The sequence below is a fragment of the Comamonas aquatilis genome, assembly GCF_965139575.1.
GTDB lineage: Bacteria > Pseudomonadota > Gammaproteobacteria > Burkholderiales > Burkholderiaceae_C > Comamonas > Comamonas aquatilis.
Genome location: NZ_CBCSIW010000006.1, coordinates 49,175 through 68,563 on the forward strand (window position 1 = coordinate 49,175; position 19,389 = coordinate 68,563).

At 63.1% G+C, this 19,389-nt stretch carries 18 protein-coding genes; 10 read left to right on the plus strand and 8 right to left on the minus strand.

Features of this window, described 5'->3' with window-relative positions; all coding sequences use genetic code 11:
• Nucleotides 1-235: 235 nt before the first annotated feature.
• The 4 genes from ACNAZA_RS09880 to gatC form a co-directional block, all read right to left on the minus strand.
• Nucleotides 236-928, minus strand: coding sequence for an excinuclease ABC subunit A (locus tag ACNAZA_RS09880; protein WP_415796448.1), 693 nt, complete (start codon nt 926-928; stop codon nt 236-238).
• Between the two features lie 127 nt (nt 929-1,055).
• Nucleotides 1,056-2,540: an Asp-tRNA(Asn)/Glu-tRNA(Gln) amidotransferase subunit GatB gene (gene gatB, locus ACNAZA_RS09885; RefSeq protein ID WP_415796449.1), complete on the minus strand. Its 1,485-nt coding sequence runs from the start codon at nt 2,538-2,540 to the stop codon at nt 1,056-1,058.
• 114 nt (nt 2,541-2,654) lie between these two features.
• Nucleotides 2,655-4,145 (minus strand): Asp-tRNA(Asn)/Glu-tRNA(Gln) amidotransferase subunit GatA, encoded by a 1,491-nt coding sequence (gatA, locus tag ACNAZA_RS09890; RefSeq protein WP_415796450.1) that lies wholly within the window; start codon nt 4,143-4,145, stop codon nt 2,655-2,657.
• A gap of 20 nt (nt 4,146-4,165) precedes the next feature.
• Nucleotides 4,166-4,465: an Asp-tRNA(Asn)/Glu-tRNA(Gln) amidotransferase subunit GatC gene (gene gatC / locus ACNAZA_RS09895; protein ID WP_120965825.1), complete on the minus strand. Its 300-nt coding sequence runs from the start codon at nt 4,463-4,465 to the stop codon at nt 4,166-4,168.
• Between the two features lie 209 nt (nt 4,466-4,674).
• Between gatC and ACNAZA_RS09900 the strand changes: the two genes are divergently transcribed.
• The 4 genes from ACNAZA_RS09900 (at nt 4,675) to mrdA (ending at nt 9,427) form a co-directional block, all read left to right on the plus strand.
• Nucleotides 4,675-5,721, plus strand: coding sequence for a rod shape-determining protein (locus ACNAZA_RS09900; RefSeq protein WP_099739859.1), 1,047 nt, complete (start codon nt 4,675-4,677; stop codon nt 5,719-5,721).
• 201 nt (nt 5,722-5,922) lie between these two features.
• Complete coding sequence (mreC, locus tag ACNAZA_RS09905) at nt 5,923-6,933, plus strand: rod shape-determining protein MreC (protein ID WP_415796451.1); 1,011 nt, start codon at nt 5,923-5,925, stop codon at nt 6,931-6,933.
• The gene (gene mreD / locus ACNAZA_RS09910; protein WP_415796452.1) at nt 6,930-7,448 is read left to right on the plus strand and encodes a rod shape-determining protein MreD; all 519 of its coding nucleotides are present in this window, start codon (nt 6,930-6,932) and stop codon (nt 7,446-7,448) included. The genes mreC and mreD overlap by 4 nt, the downstream gene beginning before the upstream one ends.
• Before the next feature lie 26 nt (nt 7,449-7,474).
• On the plus strand, nt 7,475-9,427 hold the full coding sequence (gene mrdA / locus ACNAZA_RS09915) for a penicillin-binding protein 2 (RefSeq protein ID WP_415796453.1): 1,953 nt from the start codon (nt 7,475-7,477) through the stop codon (nt 9,425-9,427).
• A gap of 33 nt (nt 9,428-9,460) precedes the next feature.
• Here mrdA and ACNAZA_RS09920 read toward each other — a convergent pair whose 3' ends face one another.
• Together ACNAZA_RS09920 and ACNAZA_RS09925 are read right to left on the minus strand one after the other, a co-directional pair.
• Complete coding sequence (locus ACNAZA_RS09920; RefSeq protein ID WP_415796454.1) at nt 9,461-10,219, minus strand: sulfite exporter TauE/SafE family protein; 759 nt, start codon at nt 10,217-10,219, stop codon at nt 9,461-9,463.
• A 480-nt stretch (nt 10,220-10,699) separates the two neighbouring features.
• A complete protein-coding gene (locus ACNAZA_RS09925) occupies nt 10,700-12,421 on the minus strand; it encodes a GMC family oxidoreductase (RefSeq protein WP_415796455.1) in 1,722 nt (573 codons plus the stop codon).
• A 322-nt stretch (nt 12,422-12,743) separates the two neighbouring features.
• Between ACNAZA_RS09925 and ACNAZA_RS09930 the strand changes: the two genes are divergently transcribed.
• The 5 genes from ACNAZA_RS09930 to ACNAZA_RS09950 all read left to right on the plus strand — a co-directional run bounded on the left by ACNAZA_RS09930 (nt 12,744) and on the right by ACNAZA_RS09950 (nt 17,059).
• Nucleotides 12,744-13,871: an MlaE family ABC transporter permease gene (locus ACNAZA_RS09930; RefSeq protein WP_415796456.1), complete on the plus strand. Its 1,128-nt coding sequence runs from the start codon at nt 12,744-12,746 to the stop codon at nt 13,869-13,871.
• 12 nt (nt 13,872-13,883) lie between these two features.
• The gene (locus ACNAZA_RS09935) at nt 13,884-14,744 is read left to right on the plus strand and encodes an ABC transporter ATP-binding protein (protein WP_415796553.1); all 861 of its coding nucleotides are present in this window, start codon (nt 13,884-13,886) and stop codon (nt 14,742-14,744) included.
• The gene (locus ACNAZA_RS09940; protein WP_415796457.1) at nt 14,744-15,697 is read left to right on the plus strand and encodes an MlaD family protein; all 954 of its coding nucleotides are present in this window, start codon (nt 14,744-14,746) and stop codon (nt 15,695-15,697) included. Before ACNAZA_RS09935 ends, ACNAZA_RS09940 begins: the two co-directional genes overlap by 1 nt.
• A 20-nt stretch (nt 15,698-15,717) precedes the next feature.
• Nucleotides 15,718-16,407 carry an ABC-type transport auxiliary lipoprotein family protein gene (locus tag ACNAZA_RS09945; protein ID WP_415796458.1) on the plus strand — a complete coding sequence of 230 codons (690 nt, stop codon included), beginning with the start codon at nt 15,718-15,720 and terminating at the stop codon, nt 16,405-16,407.
• Nucleotides 16,408-16,561: 154 nt separating this feature from the next.
• On the plus strand, nt 16,562-17,059 hold the full coding sequence (locus ACNAZA_RS09950) for a hemerythrin domain-containing protein (protein WP_415796459.1): 498 nt from the start codon (nt 16,562-16,564) through the stop codon (nt 17,057-17,059).
• Between the two features lie 36 nt (nt 17,060-17,095).
• Here ACNAZA_RS09950 and ACNAZA_RS09955 read toward each other — a convergent pair whose 3' ends face one another.
• Entirely contained in the window at nt 17,096-17,743 is a 648-nt protein-coding gene (locus ACNAZA_RS09955; RefSeq protein ID WP_120965843.1) for a MarC family protein, read from the minus strand.
• Complete coding sequence (locus tag ACNAZA_RS09960; RefSeq protein ID WP_415796460.1) at nt 17,743-18,510, minus strand: SDR family oxidoreductase; 768 nt, start codon at nt 18,508-18,510, stop codon at nt 17,743-17,745. The genes ACNAZA_RS09955 and ACNAZA_RS09960 overlap by 1 nt, the downstream gene beginning before the upstream one ends.
• Before the next feature lie 135 nt (nt 18,511-18,645).
• Between ACNAZA_RS09960 and ACNAZA_RS09965 the strand changes: the two genes are divergently transcribed.
• Entirely contained in the window at nt 18,646-19,338 is a 693-nt protein-coding gene (locus ACNAZA_RS09965; RefSeq protein WP_415796461.1) for a dienelactone hydrolase family protein, read from the plus strand.
• Nucleotides 19,339-19,389 lie beyond the last annotated feature (51 nt).

The following is a 19,389-nucleotide window of genomic DNA, read 5'->3' on the forward strand; positions in this document are numbered from 1 at the left end:
GCGGCACCGCAGGCTGGATTGCGTGACGTAGGTTTGCCCGTAGCGAAGCGCAGGGACGCAGACAGCAGGGGGCGCATTCTTTGGGTTACGTTTCTTGTGCGAGCAAGAAAGGTAACTCGCCTGCCGGGGCGAGACCCGGCCTATGTAGCAAAAGAGTAAAAATATTTTTTGAGGTGAGCTATTTCTAATAGTTTTTAGAAGGTGAACCTGTAGCCGAGCAGACGCTTCTCAAGTTTCACGTCCCCGGCAAAAAATACCCCGACTTATGCTGATTCCGAGAACTGCTAACGCACAGCTTCAGCCGCGCTTCCATGTACTGCCGCACTTCCGAACGGTCACACATCTGCGCCAGGTCTTCCCAGTACAGCAAGCTGGTGAATGAGGACTTCGCAGGCTCTGCCGTATCACCCTCGCTCACTTCTGTGGCGCGCGCAGGGGTGGGGACAAAGATGGGCCCATTCACCGGGGCGTATTGCTGCACCGGTCGGCCCGCCGCTTCTTCCTTGCGTCTGGAGGTCAGCAGAAAGTAATGCTGCGTCGCTTGAGCCAGATGCGGCTTTTTCTCGGTGTCGAAGACCTTGTCCAGTCGCTCCATGCCCTTGGCCACATCGGCGGCGTAGGTCCAGTTGGTCAGGTACTTGGTTTCGATGAACAGAAAGACCTGACGGGCGGGATCGGAGATGAGTACGTCGGACAGCTTGCTGCGCAGGCGCTCGTGACACAGATAGGCGTGGGTGTCGAACGAGACGTTGGGGCTTTGCAGGCCCAGGTCTTCGCGGCCAGAGACTTCCTGGATGTAGCGGTTGAACTGGACGATGCGCTTGGCATAGCCGGCCGTGAATTCATTGAAAAAGTAGCCGGCAAAGAACTTGGTGCAGAGATTGCGCTCTTTTTCGGATTCGATGAGTGAGGCGTTCGCGAAGATCACTGAAATTTTCCTGAGCAGGAGGTGCAGGGGCTCGTCCGTGCGGCTGGCCGGAGCAACAAAGCCGCAGGCGGTGCTGCCTGCGGCTTTGTGGGGACTCGCCTGTGTGGCGAGTGGGTGCGTTGGCGCCTTAGGCCAGCTTGGCCTTGAGCAACTCGTTCACCTGCCCCGGGTTGGCCTTGCCCTTGGAAGCCTTCATCACCTGGCCGACCAGGGCGTTGAAGGCCTTGTCCTTGCCGGCGCGGTATTGCTCCACATTGCCGGGGTTGGCGGCGATCACCTCGTCGATGATGGCTTCCAGCGCGCCGCTGTCGTTCATCTGCTTGAGGCCCTTGGCTTCGATGACGGCATCCACCGACGCGGCTGCCGCTGCGACTTCCGTGTTCTGGCCTTCGCCGTTCCATAGAGCTTCGAACACAGTACGGGCCGCGTTGTTGCTGATGGTGCCGTCGGAGATGCGGGCAATCATGGCGCCCAACTGGGCGCTGGTGACCTTGACCGCGTCCATGCCGATTTCTTCGGTGTTCAGACGGCGCGAGATTTCGCCCATGATCCAGTTGCTGGCCAGCTTGGGCTGGTTGCAGGCCTTGGCGGCGTCTTCAAAGTAGGCGGCCATGGCCTGGCTCTGGGTCAGGGTGGTGGCGTCGTACTCGGGCAGGCCGTAGCTTTCCACAAAGCGGGCGGCCATGGCGCGGGGCAGTTCGGGCATTTCGGCCTTGACGCGCTCCACCCATTCGGGGGCAACGACCAGCGGGGGCAGGTCGGGATCGGGGAAGTAGCGGTAGTCGGCCGCGTCTTCCTTGGTGCGCATGGCGCGGGTCTCGCCCGTGTCGGGGTTGAACAGCACGGTGGCCTGCTGAATCTTGTGGCCGTCTTCGATCTGCTCGATCTGCCAGAGGATTTCGTAATCGATGGCGATCTGCATATTCCTGAACGAGTTCAGGTTCTTGATCTCGCGGCGCGTGCCCAGGGGCTGGCCGGGCTTGCGCACCGAGACGTTGGCATCGCAGCGGAAGCTGCCTTCCTGCATGTTGCCGTCGCAGATGCCGATCCAGGTGACGATCTTGTGCAGTTCCTTGGCATAGGCCACGGCTTCGGCGGTACTGCGGATATCGGGTTCGGTCACGATTTCCAGCAGCGGCGTACCGGCGCGGTTCAAATCGATGCCGGATTGGCCGATGAACTCGTCGTGCACGGACTTGCCGGCGTCTTCTTCCAGGTGGGCGCGCACCAGGCGCACGGTCTTCAAGACGTTGTTCTTGCCTTCTTCCAGATAGAAGCTGACTTCACCGCCTTGCACCACGGGAATCTCGAACTGGGAGATCTGGTAGCCCTTGGGCAGGTCGGGGTAGAAGTAGTTCTTGCGCGCAAAAATGCTGCGCGGCGCAATTGTGGAGCCCAGAGACAGTCCCAATTTGATAGCGCATTCCACCGCTTTCTTGTTCATGACCGGCAGGGTGCCGGGCAGGGCCAGATCGACGGGGCAGGCCTGGGTGTTGGGCTCGGCACCGAAGGCGGTGCTGGCGCGGCTGAAGATTTTGCTGTTGGTGGCCAGCTGGGTGTGGGTCTCGAAGCCGATGACGACTTCGTAGCCATTGATCAGTTTCACAGTCATTGCTCTGTGTGTCCTAACTGCTAAAAGAGAAGCGGCTTGCGCATGGTTTGATTGGGTTTCAGGCTGTTTTTGTTCTGAAAATCAGTCAGTACAAGCGCAAGAAGCTATTAATTTTTAAATGCCAACAGGGCTCTTCAGGTGGAAGTCTGTCGCTTGCTGGAAGCGGTGGGCGGCGTTGAGCAGCTTGCTTTCCGCAAAGTAGTTGCCGATCAGCTGCAGGCCTACGGGCATGCCGCCGTCGCCAAAGCCTGCGGGCAGGGAGAGGCCGGGCAGGCCGGCCAGCGATGCGGGCAGGGTGAAGATGTCGGCCAGGTAGTTGGTCACGGGGTCGGCCTTGCCGCCGATGGCCCAGGCCGTCGTCGGAGCTGCGGCGCCGGCGATGACGTCGCAGTCCTTGAAGGCGGCCTGGAAGTCGTCGGCAATCATGCGGCGAATCTTCTGTGCCTGCAGATAGTAGGCGTCGTAATAGCCTTCGGACAGGACATAGGCGCCGATCATGATGCGGCGCTTGACCTCGTCGCCAAAGCCTTCGGCGCGGGTCTTTTTGTACATATCGTTGAGGTCGACATAGTCCTTGGCGCGGTGACCGAACTTCACGCCGTCAAAGCGCGAGAGGTTGGACGAGGCCTCGGCCGGAGCCAGGATGTAGTACACGGGCACGGACAGCTCGGTGCGCGGCAGGCTGATGGGCACCAGCTTGGCGCCCAGCTTTTCGTATTCCTTGAGGGCGGCATCGACGGCAGTGCGCACGTCGCTGCTCAGGCCTTCGCCAAAGAATTCGGCGGGAATGCCGATGCGCAGGCCTTCGATGGAGTCGTTCAGCTTCGCGCTGAAGTCTTCGGCAGGGTAGTCCAGGCTGGTGGAGTCGCGGTCCAGGTCGGGGCCGCACATCTCGGAGAGCAGCAAGGCGCAGTCTTCGGCGCTGCGGCCCATGGGGCCGGCCTGGTCCAGCGACGAGGCGAAGGCGATCATGCCGTAGCGGCTGGCGCGGCCGTAAGTGGGCTTGATGCCGGTGATGCCGCAGAAGCTGGCGGGCTGGCGAATCGAGCCGCCGGTGTCGGTGCCGGTCACGGCCGGGGCCAGACGGGCGGCCACGGCAGCGGCCGAGCCACCCGAGGAGCCGCCGGGCACGCGGTCATGGTTCCAGGGGTTGCGCACGGGCTGGGCCGAGTCAAAGCCCACGGGGGCGATGGCCGAGTTCTCGTTGGCGCCGCCCATGGCGAATTCGTCGCAGTTGAGCTTGCCCAGCGTGACCACGCCGGCATCGGCCAGCTTGCGCACCACGGTGGCGTCAAACGGCGATTGGTAGCCTTCCAGCATCTTGCTGGCAGCGGTGGTGGGGAAGTCCTTGGTGACGAAGATGTCCTTGTGCGCAATCGGCACGCCGGCCAGCTTGCCGCCTTGGCCGGAGGCGATCAGCGCATCGGCCGCCTTGGCCTGGGCCAGGGTGGCGTCTTCGTTGATGGAGACAAAAGCGCCCAGGTTCTGGTGCTGCTTGGCGCGGGCCAGAAAGTGCTGGGCCGCTTCGGTGGCGGAGACTTGCTTGGCGCGCAGCTGTGCGGCCAGCTCGGCCACGCCGAGGTTGTGCAATTCGGTGTTGCTCATGGTTCTTGGGCTTTGCGCGTTTATTCGATGACCTTGGGCACCAGGAACATGCCCTTGTCGGCAGCCGGGGCGTTTTGCATGTTGGCTTCGCGGTTATTTGGCTCACTTACCAAATCGTCACGTAGCCGTAAGGCGATGTCCTGAATGGCGGCCACCGGATGTGACAGCGGGCTGACGCCCGAGGTATCCACAGCCTGCATTTTTTCGACGATGCCGAAAAAGTTGTTTAGTTGCGCTAGCATGCGCTCACTTTCGCCTGGTGACAGTTCGAGACGTGCCAGGTTGGCGATGCGCGCAATATCTTGATCGTTCAATGCCATAGGAATTATTTACAGAGCAGCCGTATGTAAAGCAGTGTTTCTGACCCTGACAGTAGAAGTTATTCACAGGGGATACGGTATTATCTCGGCTTTGCCACAATACCCTATCGAACTGGTCATTGTGCAAAAAAGCCCACCCACCCAGACTCCCCTACTTACATTCCGGCGACGGCCCGCCGATGCGCTTGCCGTGCCTGAGAGGACCTTGAATGTTCGGAGCTTTTCGTCGGTACTTCTCCACCGACCTTGCCATTGACCTTGGCACTGCAAACACCCTGATTTTCGCCCGAGACAAGGGCATTGTTCTGGACGAACCCTCCGTCGTTGCCATTCGCCACGAAGGCGGCCCGCACGGCAAGAAGGTGATCCAGGCCGTTGGCCGCGAAGCCAAGGCCATGTTGGGCAAGGTGCCCGGCAATATTGAAGCCATCCGCCCCATGAAGGATGGCGTGATTGCCGACTTCGTGATCACCGAGCAGATGATCAAGCAGTTCATCAAGATGGTGCATCCACGCTCGGTGCTGACACCCAGCCCACGCATCATCATCTGCGTGCCCTGCGGTTCCACCCAGGTCGAACGCCGCGCCATCAAGGATGCGGCCGAAGCAGCGGGCGCCACGGCGGTATACCTGATCGAAGAACCCATGGCTGCTGGTATCGGAGCGGGCCTGCCCGTGTCTGAAGCTTCGGGCTCCATGGTGGTGGACATCGGCGGCGGCACGACCGAAGTGGGTGTGATCTCGCTGGGCGGCATGGTCTACAAGGGCAGCGTCCGCGTGGGCGGCGACAAGTTCGACGAGTCCATCATCAGCTACATCCGCCGCAACTACGGCATGCTGATCGGCGAGCCCACGGCTGAAATGATCAAAAAGCAGATCGGCTCCGCTTTCCCCGGCTCCGAGGTCAAGGAAATCGAAGTCAAGGGCCGCAATCTGTCCGAAGGCGTGCCCCGCAGTTTCACCATCTCTTCCAACGAAGTGCTGGAAGCGCTGACCGATCCGCTGAACCAGATTGTCTCGGCCGTGAAGAACGCGCTGGAGCAAACCCCTCCCGAGCTGGGCGCCGACATTGCCGAGCGCGGCATGATGCTGACCGGCGGTGGCGCGTTGCTGCGCGATCTGGACCGTCTGCTGGCCGAAGAAACCGGTCTGCCGGTGCTGGTGGCCGAAGAGCCGCTGACCTGTGTGGTGCGCGGTTGCGGCATGGCGCTGGAGACCATGGATCGTCGCCAGGGCAGCATCTTCACCAGCGATTGATTGCTGGCTGACTGCGGTGTTTTGCAGCCAGCGGCCATCCGGCGACTGCTGCAAGATGCCACCATGTGAACAAACAGGGCTTGAGTCCGTGATACGACTGCATACCGCGCTCTCTTTTTTCAGTCCTCTGCAGGTGCAGAGAGGCTTGCGCACGGCTGCTGCCTGTGAGCGCTCTGCCGCACGGCCGATTCGAGGCTGCGCATGACGCTGGAAACACTGGATCGCCGAGCCCCTTCGCTGTTCAAGCAGCAGGCTTCACGTACCTCCCGGCTCGCCCTCTACAGCGCCTTGGCGCTGTTTTTAATGGTGGCCGATGCGCGCTTCAAGATCACCGCCCCGGTGCGAACGGCCGTCGCCATGGCTTTGTCGCCGGTGCAATGGCTGGTGTCTCAGCCGGTGCTGGCCTACCAAAATGCCAGCCGCTATGCGGAAGTGCAGCAGCACGCCGTAGCCAAGGAAGACGCGGCTCGCAAGGAACTGGTGGCCATGGCCCTGAGAGCCGAGCTGGCCGAGGAGTTGTTGCAGGAAAACGCGCATCTGCGGGCCCTGCTGGATCTGCGCGAGCGCCAGACCACGCAAGGCCAGGCCGCCGAGGTGGTGTACGACAGCCCCGATCCCTATACCCGCCGGGTGGTGATAGACAAAGGCCAGGTGGACGGCATTGCCGCCGGCTCGCCCGTGCTGGATGAAAACGGTGTCATCGGTCAGGTCACGCGCCTGTACGCCACGCGTTCCGAAGTCACCTTGCTGATAGACCGCGACCAGGCGATTCCCGTCTTCAATCCTCGTACCGGCGCACGCAGCGTGGCCTATGGCGATCCGTCGCCGGCCCGCAATGGCGGCATGGAGCTGCGTTTCATGCCCAGCAACGCCGATGTGCAGGTGGGCGATTTGCTGACCACCAGCGGTGTCGATGGTCTGTACCCGCCGGGTCTGCCCGTGGCCAAGGTGGTGACCGTGGATCGCCGCGCCGATTCGGCCTTTACCCGTATTTACTGTGAGCCCGTGGGCCGTGTGCAGGGCGTGCGCCATGTGATGGTGCTCAAGCCGCAAGACCGCGTGGCCCACCCCGAGGCCGCCAATATGGCCGCTCAGGCCGAAGCCGAGAAGGCGGACAAGGCTGCCCGGGCGCGCGGCAAGCGCGAAAAGGCTGCCGCTGACAAGGCCGATGCGGCCAAGCCGGCTGCGGCCACTCCCAAGGACCCCACATGATCATGCCGCGCGGCCAGCAGCTGTTGCTGCCGGTCAATCCTCTGTTCATTGTCGTCACTCTGTTGATCGCGCTGGCCATCGACATGCTGCCGCTGGGGCGCATTGTCTGGCTGCCGGATGTGCTGATGGTGCTGCTGGCTTTCTGGGGGCTGAACCAGCCGCAGAGAGTGGGCATGGGCCTGGGGTTTGCGTTGGGCCTGCTGATGGATGTGGATCGCGGTTCCCTGTTGGGCCAGCATGCGCTGGCCTATACCTTGCTCATGTTTGTGGTGGGTGCGTCCAGCCGGCGTATGTCCTGGTTTTCCAGCTGGATTCAGGCTCTGCATCTGCTGCCGCTGTTTGCGGCCGTGCACGGCATTCAGGTGTTGATGCGGGTGATTGCCGGCGGCATCTTCCCCGGTCCCCTGTTTCTGGTGGCACCGCTGATTGAAGCCGCATTGTGGCCGCTGATCAGCGGCCTGCTGCTGGCGCCGCAGCGCCGCGCACCCGACAGCGACGAGAACCGCCCGCTGTAATGGCCTGACACGGTAAGAGCACGCCCATGATGGAAGTCCGCAACACCGAAGCCGAGCTGCAACGCTTTAAGCTGCGCACCGTGGTGATGAGCGTGGTGGTGCTGCTGGCCTTTGGTCTGCTGGTCATGCGTCTGATGGTGTTGCAGATCGAGCGCCACGAAGAGCTGGCCGAGCGCGCCGAGAACAACCGCACGGCAGTGGTGCCCATCGTGCCCAACCGGGGCCAGATTCTGGACCGCAACGGCGTGGTGCTGGCCACCAACTACTCGGCCTATACGCTGGAGATCACGCGCTCCAAGGTGGAGGATCTGGAAGAGAGCATAGACGAGCTGTCGGAGATCGTGGAAATCACTGCGCGCGACCGCCGCAAGTTCAAGCGGCTGATGGAAGACTCCAAGAGCTTTGAATCCATTCCCCTGCGCTCGCGTCTGACGGATGAAGAAGTGGCCCGGTTTGCCGCCCAGCGCTACCGTTTCCCGGGTGTGGACATCAAGGCCAGACTGTTTCGCTCCTATCCGCTGAAGGAGACGGCCAGCCACGTCATCGGCTATATCGGTCGTATCAATGCCAAGGAAAAGGAAGACATCGAGGACGGAGAAGACGCGGCCAACTACCGCGGCACGGAAGTGATTGGCAAGCTGGGAGCCGAGAAAAGCTACGAGCAGCAACTGCACGGCCAGACCGGCTGGGAGGAGATGGAAACCTCGGCCGGCGGCCATGCCGTGCGCAGACTGGGCAGCCGTGCCGCTACGCCGGGCAACAGCCTGCAGCTGTCCATCGACATCAAGCTGCAGAAGATGGTGGAAGACCTCTACGGCGATCGCCGTGGCGTGGCCATTGCCATGGATCCGCGCAGCGGCGAGCTGCTGGCCATGGTGAGCAAGCCCACCTTCGATCCCAATCTGTTTGTGGACGGCATCGACCAGGAAAGCTGGAAGGCGCTCAACGAATCCATAGACCGCCCCTTGCTGAACCGGGCGCTGCGCGGCACCTATCCCACGGGCTCCACCTACAAGCCTTTCATGGGGCTGGCGGGGCTGGAGACCGGCAAGCGCACGCCTGCCACCATCATTCAGGACGGCGGCTCCTGGACGTTTGGCGGCCACACCTTCCGCTCGGGCCACGCTCTGGGCCCGGTCGATCTGAACCGCGCCATCCAGCACTCCAGCAACGTGTACTTCTACACCCTGGCCAACGAGATGGGCGTGGATGCGATTCACGATTTCATGAAGCCGCTGGGCTTTGGCCAGATCACCGGCATCGACCTGCCCGGCGAAGTGCGCGGCGTGCTGCCCAGCAAGGAGTGGAAGCGCAACACCTACAAGCGCGCCGCCCAGCAGCAGTGGTTTGGCGGCGAGACGATTTCCCTGGGCATTGGCCAGGGCTATAACAACTTCACCATTCTGCAGCTGGGCCATGCCCTCGCCACCCTGGTGAACAACGGCGTGAGCAATACGCCGCATGTGGGCAAGGAGCTGATCGACGCGGTGACGGGAAAGCGCACCAAGGTGGAGTTGCCGGCTCCGGTCAACCTGGGCTACAAGCAGGCCAATATCGATGCCGTCAAGCGCGGCATGGTGTCGGTGGTGACGGGTGGCACGGGACGGGGCGTGTTCGGTAGCGCCAAATACCTTTCGGGCGGCAAGACGGGTACGGCCCAGGCTGTTTCCGTGGGCCAGAAAGAGAAGTACAACGCAGCCCGTCTGGCCGAGCGCCAGCGCGACCATGCCCTCTATATCGCCTTTGCTCCCGCAGACGATCCCAAGATTGCCGTGGCGGTGATCGTGGAGAACGCCGGCTTCGGTGCCGCATCCGCGGCCCCGATTGCGCGCCGCATCATCGATTACTGGCTGATGGGCGACTACCCCAGCGAGGCCGATATGGCGGCCATGCGCGTGGGCAAGGCCGGTCCGCCTATCGGTACGCCGCGCCGGGCCAGCGATATCTCGGTGCTGCCCGACGAGGTGCCTACGCCCTGATGGCTATGCCTTGGTGATCAGGGCGGCCAGGGCCTAACGCAGGAAGGCGTCGTAGCCGGTTTTCAGAATCAGCACGCTCACCACAAAGATGAAGATGCCACGCACAAAGCCCGTGCCGTGGCGCAAGGCCATGTGGGTGCCCAGCATGGCGCCCAGCACATTGGCCACGGCCATGGGCACGGCCAGATGCCACCAGATGTGGCCCTTCATGGCAAACAGGCTGAGAGCGGCCAGATTGGTTGCCAGATTGAGCAGCTTGGCACTGGCCGAAGCGTTCAGGAAGTCATAGCCCATGAGGCGCACGAACAGGAACACAAAAAAGCTGCCGGTGCCGGGGCCGAAGAAGCCGTCGTACACGCCGATCACCAGACCGATGGCGCAGGCCACCAGGGTTTCGGTACGGCCGCTGAACTGCGGTGCATGGGTGCGGCCCATGTCCTTGCGGGCCAGCGTATAGGCCAGCACGCCGATCAGCACCACGGGCAGGAATTTGCGCAGAAAGTCGGGTGAGATCTGGGTGACGGCCCAGGCGCCGACAAAGGAACCCACGGCACCCACGATGGCCGCAGGCATCATGGCGCGCCAGGGAAGCTGAACCTTGCGGCCGTATTGCCAGGTGGACATGGCCGTGCCCCAGACGGAAGCACTCTTGTTGGTGCCCAGCAGCGTGGCCGGCGGGGCCGAGGGGAAGGTGGCAAACAGAGCCGGCAGCAGGATCAGGCCGCCGCCGCCGACGATGGCGTCAATAAAACCCGCCAAAGCGGATGCCAGTGAAACAATGATCCAGTCCATGAGTGTGCGCTCGCCAGTGATGCAGGGCTTGCGCAAATGACAGGGGAGCAAGCCGCTGCACCAAAATTGCGCAAACAAAAGCCCGTGAGTACGGAGTCAGCCGGGCAGCGCCGGTATCCGGGTTACGGGAAAGCGGCGATTGTCGCACCGCCGCGCACACTCTGCAGAGACATAAAAAAAGCGCCTTTTCAGGCGCTTTTGAATGCATCTTTGATGCTTTTATATATATTGATCTGTTCTGAGTCGAGTTGTCTCCTCGGCCCCTCCTTGCTACTTCATGGAGCAGCGAGAGTGACAAGAATGTAAGGGCTGCACCGCGCTGGTGCATCGGGGAATTCCCTTGGGTTAATGGAAAAAATTCCGACAGCTCGCTGAACTGAAAGTGGTCGGCGCTTTTTGTTTTGTTTTTGCAATCAAATCAATAGCGTACTCTGCTTTTAAATAAAGGGATTGATCTTGTTTTCTCATAAATTCTAAGCGTCAGAGAGCCGGAACCTCTTCCTGGGTCACGACGGTCTTGCTGCGCCACTCCTCCCGGATCCAGGTGGCGGCTTTCTCGGCCATCATCAGTGTGGGGCTGTTGGTGTTGCCGCTGGTGATGCGTGGCATGGCGCCGGCATCCACTACGCGCAGGCCTTGCACGCCGCGTACCTTGAAGCGGCTGTCGAGCACGGCCATGGGGTCGTCCATGCGGCCCATCTTGGTGGTGCCCACGGGGTGAAAGATGGTGGTGGCAATGTCGCCGGCCAGCCGCGCCAGCTCCTCATCGCTCTGGTATTGCAGGCCGGGCTTCCATTCCTCGGGTGCGTAGCGAGCCAGGGCGGGCTGGGCCACGATGCGGCGGGTGACGCGCAGGCTGTCGGCCGCGACCTGCCGGTCTTCGGGGGTGGAGAGGTAATTGGGTGCAATGGCCGGTGCCTGGTGAAAGTCGGCACTCTGGATGCGTACCGTGCCCCGGCTGCTGGGGTTGAGATTGCAGACGCTGGCCGTGAAGGCGGGAAAGTCGTGCAGCGGCTCGCCAAAGGCGTTGAGCGACAAAGGCTGGACGTGGTATTCGAGGTTGGGGTAGAGCAGGCCGGCTCTGCTGCGAGTGAACGCACCCAGTTGGGAGGGGGCCATGCTCATGGGGCCGCTGCGGCGCAGCAGGTACTCGAGCCCGATACCGGCCTTGCCCATCATGCTGCCGGCCATGGTGTTCAGCGTTTTGGCACCCTGGATCTTGTACACCGAGCGAATCTGCAGATGGTCTTGCAGATTGGCACCCACGCCGGGCAGATCGCGGCGCACGGCAATGCCTTGCTGCTGCAGCAGCTCGCCCGGGCCTATGCCCGAGAGCTGCAGGATTTGCGGCGAGTTGACGGCGCCGGCGCAAAGCAGCACTTCGCGCTCGGCATGGACGGTGACCATCTCATTGCCGGTCCAGACTTGGGCACCCGTGCAGCGCTGGCTGCCGTCGGGCAGATCTTCCAGCAGCAGGCGGCTGACCTGGGCCGTGGTCCACATCTCGAAATTGGGGCGGCCATAGCAGGTGGGGCGCAAAAAAGCCTTGGCCGTGTTCCAGCGCCAGCCGGCTTTCTGGTTGACCTCGAAGTAACCCACGCCTTCGTTGCTGCCTCGGTTGAAGTCATCGGTGGCGGGGATATCGGCCTGCTGGGCAGCTTCGGAGAAGGCATCCAGGATGTCCCAGCGCAGGCGCTGTTTTTCCACCCGCCATTCGCCGCTGCTGCCCGTGCTCGGATTGCCGTGCAGCTGTCGGAACTCCTCGCTGACCGGCTCGTTTTTGAGCTGGTCCGGGTCCAGCCGCCAATGGCTTTCATGCTGCTTGAAGGCCGGCAGCACCTGATCCCAGCGCCAGCCCTCATCGCCTGTCAGCTCGGCCCACTGCTCGTAGTCGCGGGCCTGGCCACGCATATAAATCATGCCGTTGATGCTGGAGCAGCCGCCCAGCGTCTTGCCGCGCGGATAGCGCAGGCTGCGGCCGTTGAGGCCGGGGTCGGGCTCGGTCTGATAGAGCCAGTCCGTGCGCGGATTGCCTATGCAGTACAGATAGCCCACGGGAATGTGGATCCAGTGGTAGTCGTCCTTGCGGCCGGCTTCGATCAGCAGCACACGGCAGCGTGATTCGCGGGTCAGGCGGTTGCAGAGCAGGGCGCCTGCCGTGCCGCCGCCAATGACGATGTAGTCAAACGTGGTGTCGCTCATGAAACAAATGCAGGCTTGCCGCTGGCCCGGCCTGGAATAAACATTGCCTTGGTGCGGATCGATTGTGCAAAGCAGCATCCATCTGTCGATAGGGAAAGCGTGATGTGCTATCTATTTGGAAGCGTTAGATGCAAAGCATATGTGCTCTCTCAGCCTTTTTTGATAAAAATTTCACGTTCTTCCGCGTTTCTCTCCATGACTGCGACGCAAGGGCTATGGGCGCCGTCCCTGGGCGCGAAACTGGCGCCTGTCACCGGCCCGCGTTATCCTGCGGGTCTCAAGCCCCGCTGCGGGTTGTGTTTTTGACCGAGGATTTCACTCTTTGCCCAGCTCCGACTCATCACCCCAATGCCTTGTACAGACGCTCGACAACGCGTCCTGGGCCACGCCGCAGGGCCGCTGGAGCGCCGCAGAGCTCGGCGACCGCAAGCATTGGCAGCGTTTGCAGGCGCAGATCAAGACTGTGCCGCCCCAGGTCGGCTGGGATTTGCGCCAGCTGCAATGGCTGGACCATGTGGGCGCCCAGCTGCTGTGGGAGCAATGGGGCAAGCGCTGGCCCGAGAAGCTGCAGACCACGGACAAGCAGCGCACCATGCTGGAGCGGGTGGCGCATTTCAGTGATGTGCCTGCGCCCAAGCCCCAGCCTGGCGGACTGATGACGCAGGTGGACTGTCTGGGCCGCTTGGTCATGCATGCGTGCGACCATTTTGTCAGCCTGGTTCGTTTGATCGGCCAGTTGCTGCTCGATGTGCTGCGCCTGCTGCGCAGCCCGTTGCGCGGCCCCTGGCGTGATATTTCGGGTCACCTCTATGCCACGGGGGCTACGGCCTTGCCCATCACGGCACTGGTGGGCTTTTTGATCGGCGTGGTGCTGGCCTATCTGATGGCTTTGCAGCTGCGCCAGTTCGGCGCCGAGTCTTTCATCGTCAATATTCTGGGCATTTCGCTGATCCGCGAACTGGGGCCGCTGCTGGCCGCCATTCTGGTGGCGGGTCGCAGCGGCTCGGCCATCACCGCGCAGATCGGCGTGATGCGGGTGACGGAGGAGCTCGATGCCATGCAGGTCATGGGCATCTCCCAGGGCTACCGACTGGTCATGCCGCGGGCGCTGGCGCTGGCCGTGTCCATGCCGCTGGTGGCGCTGTGGACTATTCTTGCCGCTCTGGCCGGCGGCATGGTGGCCGCAGACCTGACCATGGGCATCACGCCCTCCTATTTCTTCGAAAGCCTGCCTGCGGCCGTCAAGATCGGCAATCTGGTGCTGGCCATGGGCAAGTCGGTGGTGTTTGGCGTGATGATCGCGCTGATAGGCTGCCACTGGGGGCTGCAGGTGGAACCCAACACCCAGAGCCTGGGCCGCGGCACCACGGCTTCGGTGGTGTCGTCCATCACCATGGTCATCATCGTGGACGCGATTTTTGCCATCCTGTTCCGCAACGTGGGGTTCTGAGCCATGAGCGACATGACCTCCTCTATCCAGAAGCCGTCGGTCGATGGCGCTGTGGGCGGCTACAGACCCCCGGAAGACCAACAGCCGTTGGTGCAGGCCAGGGATCTGTGGACCGAGTTCGGCTCTGGCGAGTCGCGCTTTGCCGTGCATCAGGACCTGAATCTGAACGTCTACCCCGGCGAAATCCTGACCCTGGTGGGCGGCTCGGGCACGGGCAAGACCGTGCTGCTGCGTCAGATCCTGGGCTTGCTCACGCCTTCCCGGGGCACGGTGACCATCGATGGTCGGCCTTCGCGCGAAGTCATCAGCGGCGAGCTGGCAGCCAGCCATGTGGGCATGCTGTTCCAGCAAGGCGCGCTGTATTCGGCCTTCAACGTGCTGGACAATATTGCGTTTGCGCTGCGCGAGCGCGGCACGCTGCCTGACGAAGTGGTGCGCGATGCCGCCCTGGTCAAGCTGCAGATGGTGGGCCTGAAGCCCGAGCACGCTGCACGCATGCCCTCGGATCTGTCCGGCGGCATGATCAAGCGCGTGGCCCTGGCGCGGGCACTGATGATGGACCCTCCGCTGCTGCTGCTGGACGAGCCCACGGCTGGGCTGGACCCGAACGGCTCGGACGAGTTCTGCGAGCTGCTGCTCGACATTCATCGCGAGCTGGGCCTGACGGTGATCATGGTCACCCACGATCTGGACACGCTGTTTGCCCTGTCCACCCGTGTGGCGGTGCTGGCCGAGAAAAAAGTGCTGTTCACCGGTGCGCCACGCGATGTGGCCGAAGTCGAACACCCGTTTATCGAACACTTCTTCCAGGGCGATCGCGGCCGACGCGCCATGGCCCCGGTGCAAGGCGGCGTGGCCGCAGAGGAAAGCTGATGGAAAACAAATCTCATGCCATGGCGGCCGGCATTTTTGTGCTGCTGGTCGCCGCTTTGCTGGCCGGACTGGCGGTCTGGCTCACGCGCGACAACCGCGAATACCAGCTCTACGAGCTGACGACCAAGGACGGCGTCAGCGGCCTGCAGCCCCAGGCCACGGTGCGCTACAAAGGCGTGCCCGTGGGCAAGGTGGTGCGCATCGGCTTTGACCCGCAGATTCCCGGCAATGTGCTGATACGCATTGCGGTGGGCGAAAACACGCCGGTCACTCCCAATACCTTCGCCCAGCTGGGCTATCAAGGCGTGACGGGGCTGGCCCATATCCAGCTCGACGACGGCAAACCCTCGGCGCATGCGCTCAAGCCCGGCCCCAGCGGCTTGCCGCGCCTGTTCATGCGCTCTTCGCCACTCAATATGCTGGCCGACCAGGGGCCGGTGCTGCTTGAGCGGGTGGATGAGATTTCACGCCGCCTGAACTCCATGTTGGGCGAAGACAACCAGCAGCGCGTGAGCGCGGCACTGGAGAATATCGCCACAGCGGCGGGCGGCGTCACGGAGCTGGCGACCACTCTGAACAAGGCCGCTGCAGGCTTTCCGCAAATCACCGCCGACGCGCACCAGACGCTGCAATCCCTGAGCAAGGCCAGCGATGCGGCCACCGGCGTGGCCACCGAGCTGCAGCAGACGGTGCGCAGGGTCAATGCGCCTGACGGGCCGCTGCAGCAGATCGCCCAGGGCACGCAGGCGCTGACACAGGCTGCCGAGAGCATGGGTCGGGGCACGCTGCCACGGGTGAACAATGCTGCAGACGAAGTCTCCCGCGCCGCCCGCAATATCAGCAATGTGGCCAGCCGCTTCAACGACAACCCGCAAGCCGTGATCTACGGCGCCGGCGCTGGCATGCCCGGACCCGGCGAGCCCGGCTTTGCTGCACCAGCCGCCAGCCGCTGAATCAGGAACAAGGAATCGTGATGGCATTGCAAAACACTTCAATCTTCGGTCGTCGGATGCTGGGCGCTTTCGGCGCGGCTGGTCTGGTGCTGGCGCTGGCCGCCTGCTCCGGCCTGCCCACGGCTCCCATCCAGCCCGTGCGCTACGACCTGGGGCTGGCCGATCTGGGCGCTCAGCAGCCTGCCAGTGCGGCCGCACCCGCGACGGCGCTGACGCCGCTGGTGCTGGCAGAGGTCCAGACTCCGGGCTTGCCCGACGGCACGACGGCCATGTTCTACCGCCTGAACTATGCGGACAGCCAGCAACTGCGCGCCTATCAGAATGCGCGTTGGGGCCTGTCACCGGCCCAGATGATGGAGCAGCGCCTACGCATGCGTCTGGGTCAGGAGCGCCCCATCCTCACCGAAAAAGACAATGTCAGCGCCACGGTGAGCGACAAGCGCACGATTGGCGTGCTGCGCGTGGAGATCGATGAGTTCAGCCAGGTGTTCGACAGTGCGCAGACCAGCCAGGCCGTGGTGCGCTTGCGTGCCAGCCTGATAGGCCGGACCAGCGGCGGCGCGGGCAATGCCTTGCTGGGCCAGAAGGTTTTTACGGCCCAGACGCCGGCCGCCTCCAACGATGCAGCGGGCGGCGCCCAGGCCATGGCCCGCAGCGTGGACGATGTCACCGCCCAGGTCAGCCGGTGGTTGCAGGGCTACGGGCGCTGAGCGGCATCGTACTTTTCGATCAAGCCCTGCCATGCAGGGCTTTTTTGATTCGTTTCGGTCACGGCGCGCGGCTTTGCTGATGTGGGTCAATGGCCGCCGGGCCGGTATTTCCTAAGCTGCGATGAACTGCCAACCGCAACGCAAAGGAATCGCTATGGCCAGCCTGGAATGGACGCCCGCTCTCGTTTTGGACCTGCCTGTCATGGATGCCGTGCATGAGGAGTTCGTGACCTTGCTGGCGCAGGTGGAGGCGGTCGACGATGCGCGGCTGCCGGCGCTGTGGGAGGCGCTGATCGCGCATACCCAGCACCACTTCGATCAGGAAGACCGCTGGATGCAGACCACGGGCTTTGCCACGGGCAACTGCCATAGCCAGCAGCACAAGGTGGTGCTGGCCGTCATGCGCGAAGGCGCGGTCAAGGGCGCGCAAGGCGATCTGGCAAGCATCCGCCACATGGCGGCCGAGCTGGGCCCCTGGTTCAGCCATCATGCGCAAAACATGGATGCGGCCCTGGCCCTGCATATGCGCAGCACGGGCTTTGATCCCGTCACGGGACAGCTGTTGACGCCTGAAGCCCTGCCTGCGGAACCGATCACCGGCTGTGGCGGAGCCTGCGGCAGCGCAGAACGCCAGGCAGCGCATACCGCATAAACAAGCACGCCCCCTTGCAGGAGGCGGTGTAGCAGCTCAGGGGTAGATCGCCGGTGAGGCCAGGATGGGGAAGATCTTGATCAGGCCGCCGGCCATCACCTCGATCGCCAGGGCGGCCAGAATCAGGCCCATCAGTCGGGTCATCACGTTGATGCCGGTCTTGCCCAGCACGCGGGCAATCGGGTCGGCCAGCGAAAAGCAGATCACCACGGCCAGCGCCACCACCACGCCATAGCCCACCAGCGAGATATGCTGCCAGACGGTGCGGGCCTGGTCGGCATAGATCACCACCGTGGACATGGCGGCCGGTCCGGTCAGTAGCGGAATGGTCAGCGGCACGACGGCAATGCTGTTGCCCATGGCGGCTTTTTCCACGCCGGCCTCCAGCGTGGAGTTGTTCGGCCGCTCTTCGGCCGGGCGCGCGTTGAGCATATTCATGGCGCTGAGCAGCAGCAGCAGGCCGCCGCCCACCTGAAAGCTTTGCAGCGAGATATTGAAGAACTGCAGGATTTGCAGACCCAGCAAGGCGCAGACGGCAATCACGCAAAACGCGGCAAAGGCGGCGGTGCGAATGGTCTGCCGGCGCTGCTGCGGACTCAGGCCCTCGGTGTAGTGGATGAAGAACGGAACAATGGCCAGCGGGTTGATGATGGCGACCAGCGTAATCAGCGGCTTGAGATCCATTAGAGATTGCCTCCGGAAATTTCGATCAGACTGCCTGTGGTGTAGTGTGAGCCATCGCCCATCAGCCACACGATCGCATCGGCCACCTCCTGGGCGGTGCCGCCGCGTTGCATGGGAATATTCGGGGCCAGGCGCTGCACGCGATCCGGCTGGCCGCCACTGGCGTGGATGTCGGTCTCTATCAGCCCCGGGCGCACGGCGTTCACGCGTATGCCTTCGGCGGCCACCTCCTTGGCCAGGCCCAGGGTCAGCACATCTACCGCACCCTTGGAGGCAGCGTAGTCCACGTACTGGCCTGGCGCACCCAGGCGCGCCGCAATGCTGGAGACGTTGACGATGGCCCCCCCACGGCCGCCGCGCCGGATGCTCATGCGCAGCACGGCCTCGCGGGCGCAGACAAAAGCGCCCACGGTGTTGACGCGGAACATGCGCTCCAGCCGCTGCAGGCTGTACTCGGCCACGGTCTGGGCCACATCCACCACGCCGGCGTTGTTGACCAGGGCGTCAAGGCTGTCAAAACGTTCGTCGAGTGCGCCAAACAGCTTGAGCACCTGGGCCTCCTCGCCCACATCGGCCTGCACGGCATGGGCGTTGGCGCCCAGTGCACGCGCCTGGGCCACCACGGCCTCGGCCGCCGCCTGCTGGCTCTGGTAGCTGATCAGCACATCCCAGCCTTGTGCTGCGGCCAGCAAGGCGGTGGCCGCTCCTATGCCGCGGCTGCCGCCGGTGATGAGGGCAACTTTTCGTCGGGAGGCTTTGCTCTCCATGAACACTCCTGTGAAAAAATGGCCGGATCGCCGGCGTGCAGCAGCCATTACAGCACCCAGCTTGCCGACATGGGTGAAACAGGCTGCGAACGCACGCCGGGCGTGCGACTTGTGCAACGAAAAGAGGAGCTTGATATGGGTAGTTTTGTGGAATTGACAGCCGTGGATGGCGCAAAAACGCCGGCTTACGTGGCTCTGCCGGAAGGCCAGCCGCGTGGCGCCATCGTTGTGCTGCAAGAGATTTTTGGCGTGAACAGCCATATCCGCTCGGTGGCCGACCGCTATGCCGCCGAGGGCTATGTTGCTGTGGCGCCCGCCATGTTTGCCCGTGTGCAAGCCGATGTGGACCTGGGCTACACCGAAGCCGATATGCAGCAGGGCTTTGCCCTCAAGGGTGCGGTGGAGGCCTTGCCCGCTCCCGGCGTACTGCGCGATGTGGAAGCGGCTGTGGCCCATGCGGCCACGCTGGTGCCTGGCGGCAAGATTGGCGTGGTGGGTTTTTGCTGGGGCGGTCTGATGACCTGGCGCTCGGCCTGCGAGCTCGCCAGCATCTCGGCGGCGGTCTGCTATTACGGCGGCGGCATGACGAGCGAGCTGGAAGCCAGCCGCCAGGCGCTGTGCCCGGTGCTGGCCCACTTCGGCACGCTGGACCACTACATCTCCCTGGAGTCGGTGCAAGCTTTCAAGCAAGCCCAGCCCAAGGTAGAGGTCCATGTCTACGAGGCCGATCATGGTTTCAATTGCGATCTACGCGGTTCCTACAACGCCGCTGCCGCCGCCCAGGCCAAGGAGCGTACGCTGGCCTTTTTTGCCCGGCACCTGGGCTGATGCCAGCCGGCCATAGCTGGTAACAACCATAGCGCCTTGCCCATCATGGAT